The 16,910-nt window shown below is 67.9% G+C and carries 18 protein-coding genes; 8 read left to right on the top strand and 10 right to left on the bottom strand.

Annotation, left to right across the window (positions count from 1 at the left end):
* Positions 1-4 precede the first annotated feature (4 nt).
* The 3 genes from BKK81_RS09115 to BKK81_RS09105 all read right to left on the bottom strand — a co-directional run bounded on the left by BKK81_RS09115 (position 5) and on the right by BKK81_RS09105 (position 2,799).
* Positions 5-823 (bottom strand): alpha/beta hydrolase family protein, encoded by an 819-nt coding sequence (locus tag BKK81_RS09115; protein WP_071012248.1) that lies wholly within the window; start codon positions 821-823, stop codon positions 5-7.
* Positions 810-1,949, bottom strand: a complete 1,140-nt coding sequence (locus BKK81_RS09110) for a DUF3182 family protein (RefSeq protein WP_071012246.1) — start codon at positions 1,947-1,949, stop codon at positions 810-812. Before BKK81_RS09110 ends, BKK81_RS09115 begins: the two co-directional genes overlap by 14 nt.
* A 544-nt stretch (positions 1,950-2,493) precedes the next feature.
* Positions 2,494-2,799, bottom strand: a complete 306-nt coding sequence (locus BKK81_RS09105) for a hypothetical protein (protein ID WP_071012244.1) — start codon at positions 2,797-2,799, stop codon at positions 2,494-2,496.
* Positions 2,800-3,250: 451 nt separating this feature from the next.
* Between BKK81_RS09105 and BKK81_RS34165 the strand changes: the two genes are divergently transcribed.
* Positions 3,251-3,631 carry a hypothetical protein gene (locus BKK81_RS34165; RefSeq protein WP_231908070.1) on the top strand — a complete coding sequence of 127 codons (381 nt, stop codon included), beginning with the start codon at positions 3,251-3,253 and terminating at the stop codon, positions 3,629-3,631.
* Between the two features lie 33 nt (positions 3,632-3,664).
* On the opposite strand, the gene BKK81_RS09095 is transcribed toward BKK81_RS34165, so the two are convergent.
* The 3 genes from BKK81_RS09095 to BKK81_RS09085 form a co-directional block, all read right to left on the bottom strand.
* Positions 3,665-4,174, bottom strand: coding sequence for a DUF6496 domain-containing protein (locus BKK81_RS09095; protein ID WP_071016260.1), 510 nt, complete (start codon positions 4,172-4,174; stop codon positions 3,665-3,667).
* A gap of 168 nt (positions 4,175-4,342) precedes the next feature.
* Positions 4,343-4,684, bottom strand: coding sequence for a hypothetical protein (locus tag BKK81_RS09090; protein WP_156811185.1), 342 nt, complete (start codon positions 4,682-4,684; stop codon positions 4,343-4,345).
* Positions 4,685-4,807: 123 nt separating this feature from the next.
* Positions 4,808-6,037 carry a polyhydroxyalkanoate depolymerase gene (locus BKK81_RS09085; protein ID WP_071012238.1) on the bottom strand — a complete coding sequence of 410 codons (1,230 nt, stop codon included), beginning with the start codon at positions 6,035-6,037 and terminating at the stop codon, positions 4,808-4,810.
* Between the two features lie 269 nt (positions 6,038-6,306).
* Between BKK81_RS09085 and BKK81_RS09080 the strand changes: the two genes are divergently transcribed.
* The 3 genes from BKK81_RS09080 to BKK81_RS09070 all read left to right on the top strand — a co-directional run bounded on the left by BKK81_RS09080 (position 6,307) and on the right by BKK81_RS09070 (position 7,712).
* Positions 6,307-6,594, top strand: coding sequence for a hypothetical protein (locus tag BKK81_RS09080; protein ID WP_071012237.1), 288 nt, complete (start codon positions 6,307-6,309; stop codon positions 6,592-6,594).
* 294 nt (positions 6,595-6,888) lie between these two features.
* Entirely contained in the window at positions 6,889-7,284 is a 396-nt protein-coding gene (locus BKK81_RS09075; protein WP_071012235.1) for a hypothetical protein, read from the top strand.
* A complete protein-coding gene (locus BKK81_RS09070) occupies positions 7,284-7,712 on the top strand; it encodes a hypothetical protein (RefSeq protein ID WP_071012233.1) in 429 nt (142 codons plus the stop codon). Before BKK81_RS09075 ends, BKK81_RS09070 begins: the two co-directional genes overlap by 1 nt.
* Positions 7,713-7,806: 94 nt before the next feature.
* Here BKK81_RS09070 and BKK81_RS09065 read toward each other — a convergent pair whose 3' ends face one another.
* The 4 genes from BKK81_RS09065 to BKK81_RS09050 all read right to left on the bottom strand — a co-directional run bounded on the left by BKK81_RS09065 (position 7,807) and on the right by BKK81_RS09050 (position 13,340).
* Positions 7,807-10,257, bottom strand: a complete 2,451-nt coding sequence (locus BKK81_RS09065) for a TonB-dependent receptor (protein ID WP_071016258.1) — start codon at positions 10,255-10,257, stop codon at positions 7,807-7,809.
* A gap of 139 nt (positions 10,258-10,396) precedes the next feature.
* Complete coding sequence (locus tag BKK81_RS09060) at positions 10,397-11,431, bottom strand: FecR family protein (RefSeq protein ID WP_071012231.1); 1,035 nt, start codon at positions 11,429-11,431, stop codon at positions 10,397-10,399.
* 130 nt (positions 11,432-11,561) lie between these two features.
* Positions 11,562-12,062, bottom strand: coding sequence for a sigma-70 family RNA polymerase sigma factor (locus BKK81_RS09055; RefSeq protein ID WP_071012229.1), 501 nt, complete (start codon positions 12,060-12,062; stop codon positions 11,562-11,564).
* A 396-nt stretch (positions 12,063-12,458) separates the two neighbouring features.
* Complete coding sequence (locus BKK81_RS09050; protein WP_156811183.1) at positions 12,459-13,340, bottom strand: LysR family transcriptional regulator; 882 nt, start codon at positions 13,338-13,340, stop codon at positions 12,459-12,461.
* 123 nt (positions 13,341-13,463) lie between these two features.
* On the opposite strand from BKK81_RS09050, the gene BKK81_RS09045 reads away from it, so the two are divergent.
* From BKK81_RS09045 to BKK81_RS09030, 4 genes are all read left to right on the top strand, one after another.
* A complete protein-coding gene (locus BKK81_RS09045; protein WP_071012225.1) occupies positions 13,464-14,093 on the top strand; it encodes an NADPH-dependent F420 reductase in 630 nt (209 codons plus the stop codon).
* Between the two features lie 25 nt (positions 14,094-14,118).
* Positions 14,119-14,952 (top strand): DODA-type extradiol aromatic ring-opening family dioxygenase, encoded by an 834-nt coding sequence (locus BKK81_RS09040; protein ID WP_071012223.1) that lies wholly within the window; start codon positions 14,119-14,121, stop codon positions 14,950-14,952.
* Positions 14,949-15,626, top strand: coding sequence for an alpha/beta hydrolase (locus BKK81_RS09035; RefSeq protein ID WP_071012221.1), 678 nt, complete (start codon positions 14,949-14,951; stop codon positions 15,624-15,626). Before BKK81_RS09040 ends, BKK81_RS09035 begins: the two co-directional genes overlap by 4 nt.
* Positions 15,627-15,829: 203 nt before the next feature.
* Positions 15,830-16,849: a VTT domain-containing protein gene (locus BKK81_RS09030; RefSeq protein WP_071012220.1), complete on the top strand. Its 1,020-nt coding sequence runs from the start codon at positions 15,830-15,832 to the stop codon at positions 16,847-16,849.
* Positions 16,850-16,910: the final 61 nt, after the last annotated feature.

Below are 16,910 nucleotides of genomic sequence, written 5' to 3'. Positions count from 1 at the left end.
TCAGCTAGGCCGGCTCCACTGCGCGCTGCAGCAGCTTGGTGGCGGCAACCGGATCGTTCGGCCTCGCACCGGGCGACACAGGCCCCGAACGGGCCCCGGTGACCATTTCCCGCAGCCAGTTCATCAACAGCGTGCTGTAGGCGCGCTGGGCCTCTTCTTCGGTCAGCCCGTGATCCGCGCCGCGGATGGTGCGGTAGGTAATGGACTCCGCGCGCGAGAAGGCATCAACGTAGGACGTGACCACCGTGTGCGGCACGATCATGTCGAGCTCGGAGCCGATCACCAGCACATCGCCCTCGAACGCCGCGCAGGCGCGCAGCGCCCGGTTGCTCTGCGCCGGCACCACCGCGCGCCGGTAGGCCACCAGGTCCTGGGTCCGGTGCAGTTCGCGCTTGGGCAGCTCCCAGCCGCTGTCCATATAGAGTGCGGGCGCGCGCAGTCCCAGCCAGCGCACCGGCCGCATCTCGCTCAACAGGGCGGCGAGATAGCCACCATAGCTACTGCCGATCACGGCGATGGCACGCTTGTCGACCATCGGCTGGCTGGTAAGAAGGTCATAGGCCGCAAGCAGATCTTCCAGGTTGCGCTCGCGATTGACCGTCTCGTAGAGCGAACGGGTCGCAGCATGGCCGGTCAGGTCGAAGGTCAGGCACACACAGCCAAGGCCGGCGACCTTGCGCGCCCGAGCAAGATACTGCTCCTGGCTTCCACCCCAGCCATGCACGAACAGAACACCCGGCATTTCCGTCGCCGGTGCGATCAACGTGCCGGCGATGGTGCCGCTGCCAGCGCGGATCTCCACCGGTCTTTCATGCGCTGCCATCGTCAGCCATCCCGTCAGCCTCGTCCACCGCATCCGCAAGCAGGATGGCGTACTTGGCCATCACGCCCCGCTCACGGTCCTCTCCCTCGAACAGCAGTCGCGCGTGCGCCGGCAGCGCGACCGCGCCGTATCGTTCGCGCGTGGCCACTGCCGCGACCTGCCGGGCGGGGCTCCTGCGGAACGCGTCCAGCGCCAGGATCTCGGCGCCGCTGGCACCGCCTGCGCGCCAGGACTGTTCCAGCACGCCCAGCAGGCGCCCGCACTCCGGCGCCTCACCGAGCGCCACGTCATAGTTGCTGCGCGACACCCATGATCCCGGGAAGCAGTCGAGCGCGGCCGAGTGATAGGCGACCGCCGCGCGCACCACATCCGGCGGCGCCCGGCGGGCGCCGAGCGCCAGCAGGCGCTCGAAGCCACCGCGCACCACCGTCAGGGTGGAGCCGCCATAGGCGCGCTCGCCCCGGTTGTCGCGCGTCCACGACTGCACGCCGCAATAGCTGGCAGTAATCTCGCCGACGCTGAACTGTCCCACGCTGAAGGTCTGCACCCGCTCGAGATTCCGTTCGAGCACCAGGCCCTCCGCGGCCAGGCGGGACGAGCCGTCCGCTTCCTGCGCATCCAGCAAGGCCTCCAGTTCCGCCAGGCTGCGTACCACTCCCTGGCCCCGGCCGCCATCGCTGCCCGCCTCCTTGACGCGAACGGAACCATTGCGCAGCAGGCGCCCCGCCGCGATCCGCGCGTCGCGCCTGGAGAACGCGGTGTAGCCCGGCAGGACCACGTTCCGAAGCCGCCTCGCCAGCGCGGGCACCCATCCCGGCGGCGCGGCCGCGTCGGCGGACACCAAGCCGTGCGTGATGGCCTTGGTCGCTACGAAAGGGAAAGGCACCACGCCGCCGAACAGGTCGGCGCTGGAGCGGATGCCAAGCCGGCTGGCCGACTCCATCCCCACCACGGTCTGCAGAGGCAGCAGGTAGACATCGCGCCCGCGCGCCGCCTCGCTCCACACGCCGCCGAACTCATAGCCCATTGCCTCGGCCAACAGGCAGCCGAGGTTGTAGAGCGTGACTTCGCGATGGCCGCCCCGGCCCCCGAGCGCGCCGGAATGGATCAGCAGCGTCTTCGCCATGGCATGGCCGGTCCTGGGCAAATCGGATTGCCGGCGGGGCACGTCATCTCCAGCGCATCGTCTACGCTCTGCCGGCAGGCCGCGCCCTGCGTGGCCGTTCCGGCCTGCGCGTCCGCCCGGGCCGGAACGGCCGCCACGGCGTGCGGTGCGCCGAGTGCTTTCCTTCGGCCTGCTGTCGCCATCTTGTCCTCGCTGCTCGGCCACGCCATCCGGTAGACCAGCAAAGACGCAACGTTCAGGCCAGCAGGCCGGCCGAGCCGCACGTGCCGACAAGGCGCACGACGGCTGGCCGGCTACGGAAAAAGCTTCCGGGATCGGTAAGAACTACATGTCGGCGGGCAACCGCTGCCAACGCCGGCCTGGACCTGGATCGGCACTGGCGAGTGCGCTCACGCTCCACCTCAGGCACTGCAGGACCCGGATCGCCAAGGGCTGTCTCCAGGGCCCCTGGCTCCGGGAATCCCCATCGGCCTCGATTTCTCATGATGGCGGCGACCTGAACGGCACGCCCCCGGCAGGAGGCCGCTTCGTCGCAAAGACAGCGCTAGCCTATCCGCTGGCAGTGGATGAGATTCGCCATTTCGGACTGGTCGACCTCAACCACATCATCCAGTTCAATCCCTTGGGCAACCACGGCCGGCACGCCTTCCCGACCGATGGAGAGGATCGTGCCGCGCCAGCAGGCGGGGCCGACCGGACCATGCAGACGGATGCAGTATTCGACGCCGCCGTCGATGGAGAACACACTGACGAAATCGCCCGCGCTCGGCTGCAGCGACCGTGTGTCGGCCACGCGGGTCGGAATGAAAATCGGCCGATGTGAAGCGCCCCTGACAAAAATGGCGATCATCGATGTCTCCTGTCATTCTTTGTGGCGTTCAGCATAAACGCGGCATCGTGAACCATGCGTGACCGCTGCCCGTCCGGAATCCATCCAATCTGGCAGGGCAGGTTCTTTTGCCATCGCATGCTCCGTCCCCCCGCCGCAGCCAGGATCCGCCGCACCTGGCCCGTGAACCGGTGAGGAAGCGGGAACGGATCTTGCGCGCCCCGGGGTTCCGCCGACGAGCCGTCCGCAGCCTCGAAGATTGGAGAACGCGATGCCAGCAGTGCAACACCCGGGCAGGGCCAGGCCCTGCGTTGCCGATGTCATGACGCGGAGCCGGCCTACCTGGGCACTGTGGACCCGGTGCGGCTTGCGGCACGGATGATGGCAAAGCAGCGCGTCGGCGCGATTCCGGTCTGCGACGGTCGCAGGCTGGTCGGCGTGCTGACCGACCGCGACGTCACCGCGCGCTGCCATGTCCGAGGGACGGTACCGGTGCAGCGGATCCGATCCGATCGAATTGGCCAGACAGAAGAGGGAGAGTGCCCAGGTACGCCGGCTTCTGGTCATCGATGCCGACCATCATTTCGCCGGCATCCTGTCGCCGGGCGAGCTGGCGACCCGGCTCGACGAGGGCACGAACTGCGGGCATACGCTGGCGTGCATTTCCTCGCCGTCGGCGCCGGCCCATCCGTCCACGGCGTCATTCGCAATGTCCGCGCGATCGACCGCGCCGCCAGCGCCGTGCGCGTGGTTGCAAAGGCTGGCCATCGCCGTGCTGCGGCCATGCTGCGCGCCTGGCCTGCGCCCCGGATGCACCGCCGCCCGGGTGCGCTTTCTCCATGGAATGCGTTGACTCAGCGATACAGCCGGCCAGCCTTTCAGGCAGCTATCCTCTCGCCGCGCGAGTACGCGCAGCCTTGCGGGCCGCCTCGGAACGGCCCGCCGCGCCCTTGGTCTTGGCAGCCTTCTTGGCGGATGCGGATCGATCGGCAGCAGTACGGCTGCCGGCCGCACGCTTGGCCTGGGCGGACAGCGCGCGATGCGAGACCCCGGCCGTGCCCTCCTGTTTGAGCACCTCGGTAGCCACCCTGCTGCGCTTGGCCTTGCTTTCCGAACTGGCGCGTCGCGGCGCCGCCTTACCGGCGTCTTTGCCGGCGTCTTTGCCGGCGGACTTGGAAGTTGCCGGGCCGGCCCCCTTCTTCGGCGGGACGTCAATGCCGGCGCGGCGCGCCTCCGACAAGCCGATCGCGATCGCCTGCTTGGCAGAGCGCACGCCATGCTTGCCTTTGCGCACGGCCTCGATTTCGTCGCGAACGAAATGACCGGCCTGGGTGCTCGGCGCCTTGCCCGCCCGCTTGTCAACCTTTGCGCGCGCTATGCTGGATGCTCTGGGCATGATGGTCTCCATGTGGCCGCGGCCCTCCGGCAACATGACGTGCCCTGTCCGCAGCGAAGATCCAGGCCTGCCGGCTGCAGGCGGGATCGGGAAATTCGAAGAAAAATGCCGTGCCCTGCCGTACCGGTCCTCGCGCGACGAGCGCGGCAATGCCGACCGTGCGGGACTTCAGCGGTGTATGCCTCCCTTGTTGCCGCCCTTGTGGCCTGCCTTGTGGCCTGCCTTGTTGCCGCCCTTGTGGCGCACCGGCGGCCGCTCGCTGCCAGGCTGCAGGTGCCAGTCCACTTCGTCACGCCCGGTCTGGGTCCGGCGTACGGGATGCATGGCCGGACTGGTAGAGACCGGGTCGCTGGCGGGAAATGTCATCTCGAGGGCGTCGTCGACGGATTCCTGGTAGGTCGATCTCTTGCCACCGGCTTGCGCGTCGGTCTGCGAGCGGGCGCGCTGTCCTCCCGGGCGCCTGGGCTCGGCCTGCTGCCCGTCCGGTGTCTTCTTGCGGCTTGCTGTCATCGCCTGGTCCTCCATGGCTTTGGTCTGTCACCGTTCCGACGCAAGGTGCGCGCCAGCGCGAACCGGCGCGAAGGCAGCGGCGCGCTGCGCCGCGTCGGGCAAGTCTGCGCGGCCTTGCATCCATTACATGTGCGCGGCCGGCAGGCATGCGTACCGATAAATCAGCGCGCGGACGCGCGGATAGATCCAGGTGCGCCACTTGGTACCGGAAAAGATGCCATAGTGGCCGCAGCCGCTGGCAGTCAGGTCATGTTTCCGGGAGGCGCCGATACCCGCGCACAGATCGAGCGCCGCGCGGGTCTGGCTCGGGCTGCAGATGTCGTCGTGCTCGCCCTCCACCGTAATCAATGCACTGTCGCGGATATCGCAGGGACGCACCGACTCGCCGCCGATGCACCAGGTGCCGCGCGCCAGCCGGCACTCCTGAAAAACGATCTGCACCGTCTCCAGGAAATACTCGGCAGGCATGTCGAGCATGGCGTTGTAGTCGTCATAGAAGGATCGATGCCTGCGAGCCCTGTCGGCATTGCCTGCGACCATGTCGAAGTAGAAGTCCAGGTGCGATCGCAGGTGAAGCTCCGGGTGCATCGCGATGAATGCCATCTGCTGGCGGAAACCCGGGCAGACCCTGCGGCCGGCGCCGGGATAGCAGGCCGGCACGGTGTCGATCATTTCGCGCGCGAACCACGCGAGCGGCCGGCTTGCCGCCAGTTCGCCGACCGTCGTGGGCTCGCACCTGGCGTCGATCGGGCCGCCGATCAGCGTAATGCTTTGCGGCGTGGATTGACCACGACTCGCCCGCAAGGACACGGCGGCGAGCGCCGGCACGGTCGATTGGCACACCGCGACGATGTGGAACTTCGTCCCGAGGTAGTCGATGAACTCCTGCAGGTAGGCGACATAGTCGTCCAGGTGAAAGACGCCGTCCGCGAGCGGAACCTCGCGGGCATCGCGCCAGTCGGTGAGATAGACATCGAAGTCGGGCAGCATCGTCCGCACCGTGTCGCGCAACAGCGTGGCGTGGTGGCCGGACAGCGGTGCGACGAGCAGAACGACGGGCTGTCCGAGGCAAGCCGCGCGCTCGAAATGCAGAAGGCGGCAGAACGCCTTGTCCAGCACGACCGACTCCGCGACCGCTATGCGATGCCCGTCGATCGAGGTCCGGGTCAAGCCGAATTGCGGCCTGGGATAGCCTTGGCAAAGGCGCGCCAACAATTGGCAGCCGGCCGCGAGGTAGCGGCCAGGCGTGAACGGCAGCGCGTTCCCGTTGGCCTCCAGCCAGCCTGCATTGGCCTGCAGCCAGGGAAGGAACGACGCCCGGGCCGTACTGTGCAGCTCATATAGCTGATACAAAGCAGTTCCCCTGTCCAGCCACCCTGACTCCAGGGTAGGGTGCCGCATCCCATCCTTTGAGTCGGCAATGGATGGAATGCGCGCCGGGGATTGACTGTTTCCCTTGTAGGAATACCCCTACAGAGACCGGGGCAAAAAGAGGCCGGAACGCGAAGTCCCGGCACCCCGATCATCTACGCAGTGAATCTAAGCAGTGCGTCGCGGCAGCATCGGGTGTGACCGCCACGCCTCCCTCGACAATCACTTGCCGATCATCGCGCAGATCATGGTTGACGGCCGCCCTGCTGGCCCTGCTGGCCCTGCCGGCCGCCCCGGTCTTGCTGGCCCTGCCCTTGGTCTTGGCCGCCCATCTGGCCGCCACCCTGCGTCTGGCCTTGCTTCCTGTCGCGTTGTCCGGTCTGCGACTCGTCATGCTTCTGGCCCGGCTGCCCACTCGATTGCGATTGACCCGGTTGCTGTTGCTGTCCCATTTCAGTCTCCATTGCATCCATCATGCGGCGGACTGCCGCATCAGGTCAGCCGCAAGCAGCGTGCCAACCTCAGGCCGGGAACGATGACCCATGCCCATGGAGCGACCCGCGCCATGGCAAGGTGCTCGTCGCCGGATGTCGTGCCCCATGCTGCCACCTGTCGCGGCGAGAGCGTTGACAGGCAGCGCGACGAGAACCCGGCGCGCATGAGGGATGGCAAGACCGCACATGAGACCGGCAGGACCGGAATGCCGGCCCGGCGCCACGCTGAAACCCATGCATTCCGGACAGGGCGCGGGCGGCCCCGGAGGCCGGCAGTCACCTAGACTGCAGATACGGTAATCGATCAGCCAGGGGCAGGACGCCCTGGCATTCCTGTCGATGTTTGTATTTCAGGCTCCGCTAGTCGGCGACAACGTCAGCGACACGATCCAGTTCGAAGGCTGGGACAATGACACGAACTGCCGCTTGTGCGCGCGTTACCGGGAAGATGTCATCGAAGTGACCGCAATGGACTTCTTCGACGCCTTGTGCCGGATACGCGAGACACTCGGGCGCGATGGATTCCACCCTCTCTGTTCCGGCGCGAGCCTCGACGTGTACCCCACGGGATCCACTCGCAAGCGGAGCCGGGGCTTGCTTGCTTACCATCTCACCATGGGCAGGGCGATCACGGAATTCGATCTGGTGCTGGTCTTCGATGGCCTGGCCGTGATTCCCGCCACCGTGCCGGAGCAGCGCGACTACTACGATCAATGGCTTCAATCCGTTCCCTGATGACCGTCGGTCTCGACGTACCCACATCAGGCATCGTCGAGGTGCCGCTTGGGGGTGGCCAAGACGGTGAAACGATCCAGTTCAGAATCGGCGAGGAATTCGGCGCTTGTCGCCTGCGCGCAAGCTACCGTCAACAGTTCATCGACACGATGGGACCGGATTTCTTTGCGGCACTCTGCCAGGTGCGCGACATCATGGCATTGTCCGGCTTGCATCCGATCTGCTATGGCGCGAGCCTGGACGTCTATTGCATCGACTCCATCCGGCGGACGGGCAAGGGGCTGACGGCCTACCAGCTGACGATGGGGCTGGAACCAGGAGAGACGGACATGGTCGGGATCTTCGCCTATGGCCCCGATGTCTGCCCGTCGACCGTGGTAGACCAGAAGCGGCACTATCAATCCTGGCTCGAGAGCCTGCCGGCATAAGCATGAAGCATGCGTCGCGGCGAGTCGGCGCGTGAGCACGCCGATTCGATGGCGTCATCGCGGCCATGGATGATGGCCGCAGCCTGCCCTGCGGCTACCAGCGGTGCTGGTAGCTCGCGGTCAGCGTGATGCCAGCCGACGGAAGATGGCTGGTGTTGTTGCTGTTGCGCAGCAACTGGCTGTACAGCGGATAGTAGTCACGGTTGAACAGGTTCTGGATGCCCACCGTGACCGTGTCCTTGCGGCCGATCTGATAACGGCTGATCAGGTCGACGGTGGTGTAGCTGCCGACCTCGCGCCGGCCGAAGCTGTCGACGCCGTTCAGCCGGTAATCATGGCTGGCGAAGAAGGTCGCCTGCAGGCGGTTGCTCCACTGCGGCAGCGGGCGGTACTGCAGGTAGGCGGTCAGCTTGAGCGGAGGAATTCGGTAGCCGCTCATCTGCTGGCTGCTCCCGCCCTGCGGTGTTTCCCGGCCTTGCATCCACGTCGCGGTACCGCCCGCGCCCCAGCGCTCGTCATCGGACAGGTAGTCGGCGGCGGCTTCCACGCCGACGATGCGCTCGGCGGTACGGGTCAGGATCAGGCCATTGTTGAAGCTCTGCACGTCGCCGAGCTCCGAGGTGGTGTAGAACACCGCCAGCGAGGCCAGCGTATTGCCGAAGGCGCCGCGCCAGCCCAGCTCGTAGTTGTTCGTCTTGACCGGCTGCAGGTCCGACGGACCGATGTCGAACCCGGCGCGCGCATTGCGCACCTGCAGGCCGATATCGGGAAGGCTGAAGCCCTGGCTGAAGGCGGCATAGAACTCGTGGCCCTTGGCCGGCTTGTAGGCCACGCCGATATTGCCCAGCACGGCGCTGTAGTCCACGGCGCTGCCGCCGACGGTGGCGGGATTGGCCAGCCGCGATTGCGAGAGCGGTACGAAATCGTTGAAGCTGGCACGGGCGTACTGGTAGCGCAGGCCGCCCTCGGCCGACCACTGCTCGTCGAACTTGTGCTGCAGCTGGGCGAAGCCGCCCAGGCTGCGCGTGGTGATGGGCGGCATGTAGGTGAGCGTGCCGGTCTTGTTGAAGACGCGCCCGCCGCTGGCATCATAGGCCTTGGCATCGAAGATGTCGATCGGCATGTCGCTGCGCTCCTGCTCGAAGTCCATGCCCCAGACCACGCGCGTACGCTTGTCGCTGCCCAGTGGCGTCTTCACCGTCAGGCGGCTGCCGAACACCTGCGAATTCTGCATGGTCTGGTCGACATTGCCGCCACGCGTCGACACGCTGCGCGCATCGAAAGGCGTGAAGCGGCTGAAGTAGTCGCGGTAGTAGAACTGGGTCGACAGCGTGCTGCCGAACAGGTCGCGGTGCTCATACTCCAGGTTGACGAGGGTATTGCGGATCTGGTTCTGCTCCGCCAGTTGCAGGCCGCCGATGGCGCGCGCCGGCACGCTTCCCGGCGCCAGCCTGGCCACGCCCGGATCCGGGGCGAAGCGGGTGTCCTGGTCGGCATTGAAGTGGCTGACCGCGATCTGCACACGCTGCTCCGGCGCCAGGCGCAGGCCGAGCTTGCCGCCGATGTTGTAGTTGTCCGACTGGAACAGGTCGCCCTGGCTCGGCTCCGGCGCAAGGCGCCGGCCGCGCGCATCATAGCTGCTGCCGGTGCGGCGCGCACCGACATCGAAAGCGTAATCGACGATGCCCTCGCTGCCGGAAAAGTGCTGCTGCAGGTTGGCGCTCAGGCCATCGGCACGCAAGCGCGTCAATGGCGAGCCAAGCGACAGGGTGGTATCGGCCTGCGGCGGCCCGCCCGCCGGGCGCGTGGTGATGGAGACGATGCCACCGGTCGCGCCGCCACCATAGATGGCACTGCTGCCGCGCAAGACCTCGACCCGCTCCACCAGGGCCGGGTCGATATTGGCAAGATTGCGCGCCGAATCGCGGTTGGTGTTCAACGGCACCCCGTCCAGCAGCACCAGCATGCCGCGCCCGCGCAGCGTCTGCCCGTAGTCGGTGATGGTATGGCTGGAATCGGCCATCCCCGGGATAACCTTGGCCAGCACGGTGGCCAGGCTGTCCGACCCGGTCTTCAGTTCCTCCAGTTCCGCGCGCTCGATCACGGTCACCTGGCGGGTGGGACGCACCAGGTCGCTGGAGGTGCGCGAGGCGGTCACCTCCACGGGTGCCAGCATGGTGCCCGGGTCGACTGGACCCGCAGCAGCAGCAGGCGGCGCGACAGCGTCCGCCGCGGCGCCGGCCTGCGCCGCAGGCTGCAGCACGAAGCCGTGGCTGCCGCTGCGCTGGTAGCGGATGCCGCTGCCTTGGAGCAGGACCGCGAGCGCCTCCTCCGGCGGCATGCTGCCGCGTACCGCGGGGGCCTGCCTTCCGGCCACCAGGGCGGGGGCAAAGAAGAGCTGGATGGAAGTCTGGCGGCCTAGCTGGGCCAGGGCATCGGCCAGCGGCTGGGCGCGGATATCGATCGCCACGGCCGCCTTGCGATCGGCCTCCGCGAGCGCAGGCGCCGCCACGGCGCCAAGGAGGGTGGCGGCCACGGCGGCCATGGTGCCGCGGCGGGCGCCGGGAAAGATGGGTTGGAACGGTGTCACGTCAGCTTGCTCTCGGGTTGCGTCCGGGGAGAAGACGGCCCGCCTCAGCGGGCGCCGTCGACATGAAGACGAAGCCCGCGCGCAAAACCTGAATCTATGGCGAAAAAATTTCCGCGCTGCCGTCGGCCAGCTGGCGGACGGCGACCGGCAGGAAGTGTGGCAGTGCCGCCAGCAGGGCATCGGGATCGTCGGCGCTGAACACGCTGCTGACGCGCAGCCGCGCGGCCACGGCATCGGCCACGCGCACCGGCTGCCGGCGATAGCGCGAGACTTCGGCCGCCACCTCCGACAAGGGCCTGTCGTTGAACACCAGCTTGCCGTCGCGCCAGGCCAGCGCGGCGGACAGGTCGACCGGCGCCGCCGGCGCGACCGCGCCGCTGCCGTCGACCGTGGCACCCAGCCCCGCCGTCAGCCTGACTGCCGCCCCGGCCTTGCGCGGCGCGTCGGAGTGCCCGCGCACGTCGACCGAACCGGACTCGACCGCCACCTCCATGCCGGCCGTCCGGCGGCGCACGTCGAAGCGGGTGCCGGTCACCGTCACCGATCCGGCGCCCGCGTCCACGATGAATGGCTGCGCGCCGTCGTGCGCGACCTCGAACATCGCCTCGCCCTCGAGCAAGGCGACGTCCCGCCGCCCGGCCTGGAAATGCACCGCGACGCGGCTGCGCGTGTTGAGCTGGATGCGTGAGCCATCCGGAAGGCGGACCGTGCGGCGCTCGCCCGGCGCGGTGCTGAACGCGGCCTGGTAGGCTGCCGGAACCTGTGCGCCGGCCACCCTGCCGCCCGGCTCGGGCACGGCGGACTGCCAGGCCAGCCAGCCACCGGCAAGCGCCAGCGCGCACGTGCCAGCCACCCAGGCGCCTCGCCGCCCCGGCCAGCCCGCCGCCGCCCGCCGCGCCGCAGGCATTCCCGCCCCGCCGGCCGGCTCGGCCAGCGCGCGCAAGCGCGCCGCATCCATGGCGCCGGCAGTTCCCCAGATCCGCTCCAGGGCCGCGTACTCGGCCCGGTGCCGCTCGCTTGCGGCCAGCCACTCGGCCAGGGCCTGCCGCTCCTGCGCGCTGATGTCGGGATCCTGCGCCCGCGCGAACCAGCGCGCGGCGGCATCACGGGAACGATCGGCTTTACTCATAGGTCGGGGCAGTCGGACACCTACCGGGACACCGGGCGCAGCCGGGCGGGAGCGGAAACAGGAACGGAAACAGGAACGGAGACGGATTCGGCATCGGGCGGGACATGGGGCGAGGCGCTCGACGAAGTGCTCAGTGCGGACCCAGCGCCCCCACGCGATCGCGCAGGTGCCGCATCGCGCGGATCATGTACTTCTCGACCATGTTCTTCGAGACACCGAGGCGCTCGGCGATCTCCTGCTGCGAGCAGCCGTCGAGGCGTTGCCACACGAACACCTGCCGGCACTTCAGCGGCAACTCGGCCAGCGCCGCTTCGATCTGCGCGGCGAACTGCACCGCGCTGCACTCTGCCTCGGGATCCCCGCAGGTTGCGGGATGGGACTCGATGCTGTCAAGCGCCAACGACTCGCGGCCGCCCTGCTGCCGGAACGCGTCGATCGCCAGGTTCCTCGCCGTCCGGTGCAGGTAGGCCCGTGCCTGCTCAGGGGCTGCCTTGGCCTCCAGGACGCGCAGCAACGCATCCTGCGTCAGGTCTTCGGCGGCATGGCGGTTGCTCAGTTTGCGCGTCCAGGTGTTCACCAACTCTTCGTAGTAGGCGAACAGCCCCAGCGCTCGCAGGGTCCGGGACGGCATCGGGAACGCGGCTCAGGATCTCGCCTCCCCGCGCTTCGCTACGACGGCGAGGTACCTGGGAAGGGAAGGATTGGAAATGAAGCGTGGCCTGGTGGACCGGGATGCATCGCCGGGAAGGGCGCAGCACGATCACGCAGAATCGCAAATGCGACGCATTATCATTTCATTCGTCACTTGGCGTCAATAGGCGGCCGGACCGCCTCCCCTCCCGGAATGGCCCTCCGCCGATCGCGCGGCCGGTGCCGTCGAACAGCTTCAGCGGAACCAGGCGCTCTTGCGCGAAGCGAGGGCCTGGGAACTCTCGACACTTCCGCTCGATTGAGCGATTGAGCGATTGAGCGACGGCACAAGGGCTGGCCCAAGGCCGGACGGCACCTGGCATCGGGCAGCATGAGTTCAATCATCCCAGGCGACATCGACGAAGCACTCCGCCAGATAGCCGATCAGGGCGCGGACCTTCGGCGGCAGGTGCTTGCGCGAGGGATAGACCGCATAGATGCCCAGCTCGACGGATCGGTACGCCGGGAGAATCTCCACCAGGTCGCCGTGGCGCAGGTCTTGGTACAGCATGAAGCTCGGCTGCAGCAGAATGCCGCCGCCGCCGATGGCGATGGCGCGGCACGTGTCGCCGTTGTTGCAGCGTACGGTGGAGTGCGTCTGCACGCTGACCTCGCCCTCCGGCCCGGTAAAGCGCCATTCATTGCGGGTGGCGAAGTGGCTGTACGCGATCACGGGGTGCGCGGCGAGATCGGCCGGCGTCGCCAGGGGTGGATGCCGCGCCAGGTAGGACGGTGCGGCGCAGAGACGCATGCGCGTGCTGGCAAGGCGCCGGCCGATGAGCGAGGAGTCCTGCAGGCGCGCGATCCGCACCGCCATGTCGAAGCCTTCCTCGACCAGGTCCACCACCCGGTCATTCAGGCTGATATCCAGTTCGATGCGTGGGTGGGCGCGCAGGAAGTCCGCCCACAGCGGCGCGAGGTGCTGGATGCCGAAGCTCAGCGGCGCGCTCAGGCGCAGCACACCGCTCGGCTCGACGGCACCGGATGCCACGGCGCTTTCCGCGGCGTCCATCAGCCCCAGGACCTCGCGCGCCTGCTGGTAGAAGCCCCGCCCTGCCTCGGTCAGTGACAGGCGTCGCGTCGTCCGCTGCAGCAGCCGCACCCCGAGCCGTGCTTCCAGGGCGTTGACATGCCGCGATACGGCGGCCTTGGACATGTCCAAAGGCTCCGCGGCCGCGATGAAGCTTCCCTTGTCGACGACGGTGCAGAAGACCTGCATTTCGAGTGCACGATCAGTCATAGGCTCGATAATCGAGACAATTTATCGCATTAGAACATCTTTATCTCGAAATCTGAATCCATAAACTGAAGGCATCTTCCCACTCCACCTGGAGACACCGAGATGCACATCACCCTCATCGGCACCGGCAATATGGGCGCCGCCTTCGCGCGGCAACTGGACCGGGCCGGCCACCAGGTCCGGATCACCGGCCGCGACCTGGCCAAGGCCCAGGCGCTCGCGGAACAGTTCCCCCATGTCGAAGCCTACCCGGCCGCGCAAGCCCTCGGAGACAGCGAGGTCGTGATCGTCGCCACCGCCTACCCGGATGCCGTCGGCGCGCTGCGCAGCCTCGGCGACCTGCGCGGCAAGGTGGTCATCGACATCACCAATCCGCTGACCGCGGACTACATGGGCTTGACCATCGGCCACAGCAGCAGCGCAGCCGAGGAAATTGCCAAGGCGCTGCCCGGCATCGAGTTGGTCAAGGCCTTCAACACCTTGTTCGCGCAGGTCCTGGCAGATGGCCCGCTGTTCGCCGGCGGGCAGCGCGGCAGCGTGTTCGCCGCCAGTGACAGCGAGCGAGCCAGGCAGACCGCGCTGGCGCTGGCACGCAGTCTCGGCTTCGAGGGCGTCGATGCCGGCGGCCTGGTGAATGCCCGTTACCTCGAGCCGCTGGCCGGCCTGAACATCTACCTTGGCTACGGCGCCGGCCTGGGCACTTCGATCGCCCCGACCTGGATCCACAAGTAAGCAAGCCGCCCAGGAGATGACCGCCATGCGCCATGCCTTTCCGACCCTGTTCGTTTCGCACGGCGCCCCGACCTTTGCCCTCGAACCCGGCCTGGCGGGGGCAAGCCTGATGGCGCTGGGCGCCGAACTGCCGCGTCCTCGCGCGATCGTCGTCGTGTCCCCGCACTGGACGACCCGGGGCGGGGTCGGCGTCACCGCGAGCGAGGCGCCCGCGACGCTGCACGATTTCGGCGGTTTCCCGCCGGCGCTGTACCAGCTCGGCTATCCGGCGCCCGGCCTGCCTGCGATGGCGGAGGAAATCCGCCCGCTGCTGTCGGCGGCTGGATGGTCCTCGCTCGCCGATCCGCGCCGCGGACTCGACCATGGCGCCTGGGTGCCGTTGCTGCACCTGGTACCGACGGCCGACGTCCCGGTCCTGCAAGTGTCCTTGCCCATGCCGCTCGATCCGCTTGGCGCCTGGCAACTCGGCCGGGCCCTGCGGCCGCTGCGCGAGGCGGGCGTCCTGCTGGTCGGCTCGGGGAGCCTGACCCACAATCTGTATGAATTCCGAGCCGCCCGCGCCCCGGTCGAAGGATATGTGGAGCGCTTTGCCCGCTGGACGGCGCATGCTCTGCAGGCCGCGGACCTGGACGCCTTGCTCGACTACCGCAACCGTGCCCCCGAGGCGGAGCGCGCCCACCCCACGGAAGAGCATATCCTGCCGCTCTTCGTCGCCCTGGGCGCCGCCGGCGAACACTACGCGCTGCGCGTGCTCGAAGGCGGCGTGCAGCACGGCGTGCTGGCCATGGACCACTATCTCTTCTGCCCCTCGACTGTTCCCTCCGCACAGGACATGCTGCACGCAGCCATACCATCATGAACGCAACCATCGTCTTCTCCGAACTCCAGCAGGAGCCGCATTCCGGCCTCCAATTCCGCATCGGCCGCGGTGCCGAAGCCCCGCTGGCCCGTGTCCTGCTGCTGCATGGCGTAGGCGGCAACGAGGACAACCTCGCCAGCCTGGCCCGCCATCTGCCCGCCGGCGTCGAGGTCCTGCTGGTGCGGGCCCCCTTGCCACTCGGCGCGCAAGGCTTCGCCTGGTTCCAGGTCAGCTTTACCGCCAACGGCCCGGTCATCCGTGCGGAACAGGCTGAAGACAGCCGCCTGCGCCTGCTGCGCCTGCTCGACGCATTGCCGCCGCTGCCGACCGTGATCGCGGGATTCAGCCAGGGCGGCATCCTCAGCGCCAGCGTCGGGCTCAGCGCACCGGAGAAAGTCGCCGGCTTCGGCCTGTTGAGCGGACGGATCCTGCCCGAGCTGGAAAGCCATATCGCGCCAGTGGAAGCACTGCGCTCCCTCTCGGCCTTCGTCGGGCACGGCCGGCGTGACGACAAACTGCCCGCGAAGTGGGCCGAGCTGGCCGAAGCGTGGCTGCAGCGTCTCGGCGTCAGCCACCAGACCCGCTTCTACGAGATGGGGCACGAGATCATCGGAGAAGAAGTCGCCGATTTCATCCAGTGGCTGCGCCCGACCCTCAACCTGGGCCTCGACTGATTGCACGCCGTCGCCGGCGCGCTCCGGAGCGTCTCCGATCGACCGCGGCGCAGGACTTGCCATCCCTGCCGGCAGCGCATCACGCTCCGCGCGGCACCGCATCATGGCCTGTGCGACAATGCGGCACGCCGACATGCAAGTCGGGCGCCCCCAGCGCTTGTGCCCCAGCGCTAATCAATCCTGAGCGGAGTCAGTTGTTGCCGATGGTTTCCCCCGCTTTCATTTCCGAATGGGGAGCTTGGGCCGTGTTCCTCAGTGTGCTGGTCACACAACTCGGCGCGCCGGTTCCGGCCGCGCCCATGCTTCTGCTCGCCGGCTCGCAGGTCGCGGCCGGCTTCGTCTCCTTCGGTTCGGTATTCGCGGCAGCCGTCGCCGGTGTCCTGATCTCGGACGGACTGTGGTTTACGCTCGGACGCCGCTACGGACGCCATCTCCTCACGAGACTGGTCCGCGTATCGCTGTCGCTCGACTCGAGCATACGGCGGACCCACGCCTGGTTCGAGCGGTACGGAGCGCCGCTGCTGCTGGTCGCGAAATTCGTCCCCGGCCTTGGACTGGTCGCCTCCCCGCTGTTGGGCAGCACCAAGATCGACCGGAGGATCTTCTTCTCGTGGGACCTCGCCGGAGGGGCGATGTGGTCGGGCGCGTGGCTCGCCGGGGGAACCCTGTTCGGTTCGCAGCTGAACCGCATGATGCTGGCGGTCAGCGCGCACGGCATCACCGTCGCCGAAACGCTGCTCGCGGTCGTGGCAGTATTCCTGGCCTACCGGTGGATCCAGCGCCTGCGCTTCCGCCGCTGGCTCGCGCATATCCGGATCACGCCTCAGCAACTCGATGCGATGATGCGGTCGGAGCACCCTCCGGTCATTCTCGACGCACGCCCGCACGCCGTCCGCCAGGCAGAGCCGCACCGCATTCCGGGCGCCATGCTCATCGACCTCGCCTCCCCTGGGAAAGTCGATGAGGCGCTGCTCGAACATGACCTCGTCGTCTATTGCGTCTGCCCGAACGAAGCCACCGCCAAGACGATATCGCAGCAGATGCGCCGCAAGGGCTTCCGGCACATACGCGCCTTGAAGGGCGGCCTGGATGCGTGGGAGCTTCACGGCTACCCGGTGGAGCCCTTGTCCATGGCGGCCGGGGCCGGACCGCAGGGTTACGGGGATGCCCGAAAGGACGACGACAAGGGCGAAGTCACTGTGCGGGCGATTGCTCCGGATTGAGAGGCTGGCACGGCAGTGAGGCCGGGCTGCCGGCCCGATCGGCGGGTCAGCGCACCGGCGC

The sequence above is a fragment of the Cupriavidus sp. USMAHM13 genome, from assembly GCF_001854285.1.
GTDB classification, from domain to species: Bacteria; Pseudomonadota; Gammaproteobacteria; order Burkholderiales; family Burkholderiaceae; genus Cupriavidus; species Cupriavidus malaysiensis.
This window is presented reverse-complemented; position numbering and strand designations above follow the sequence as displayed.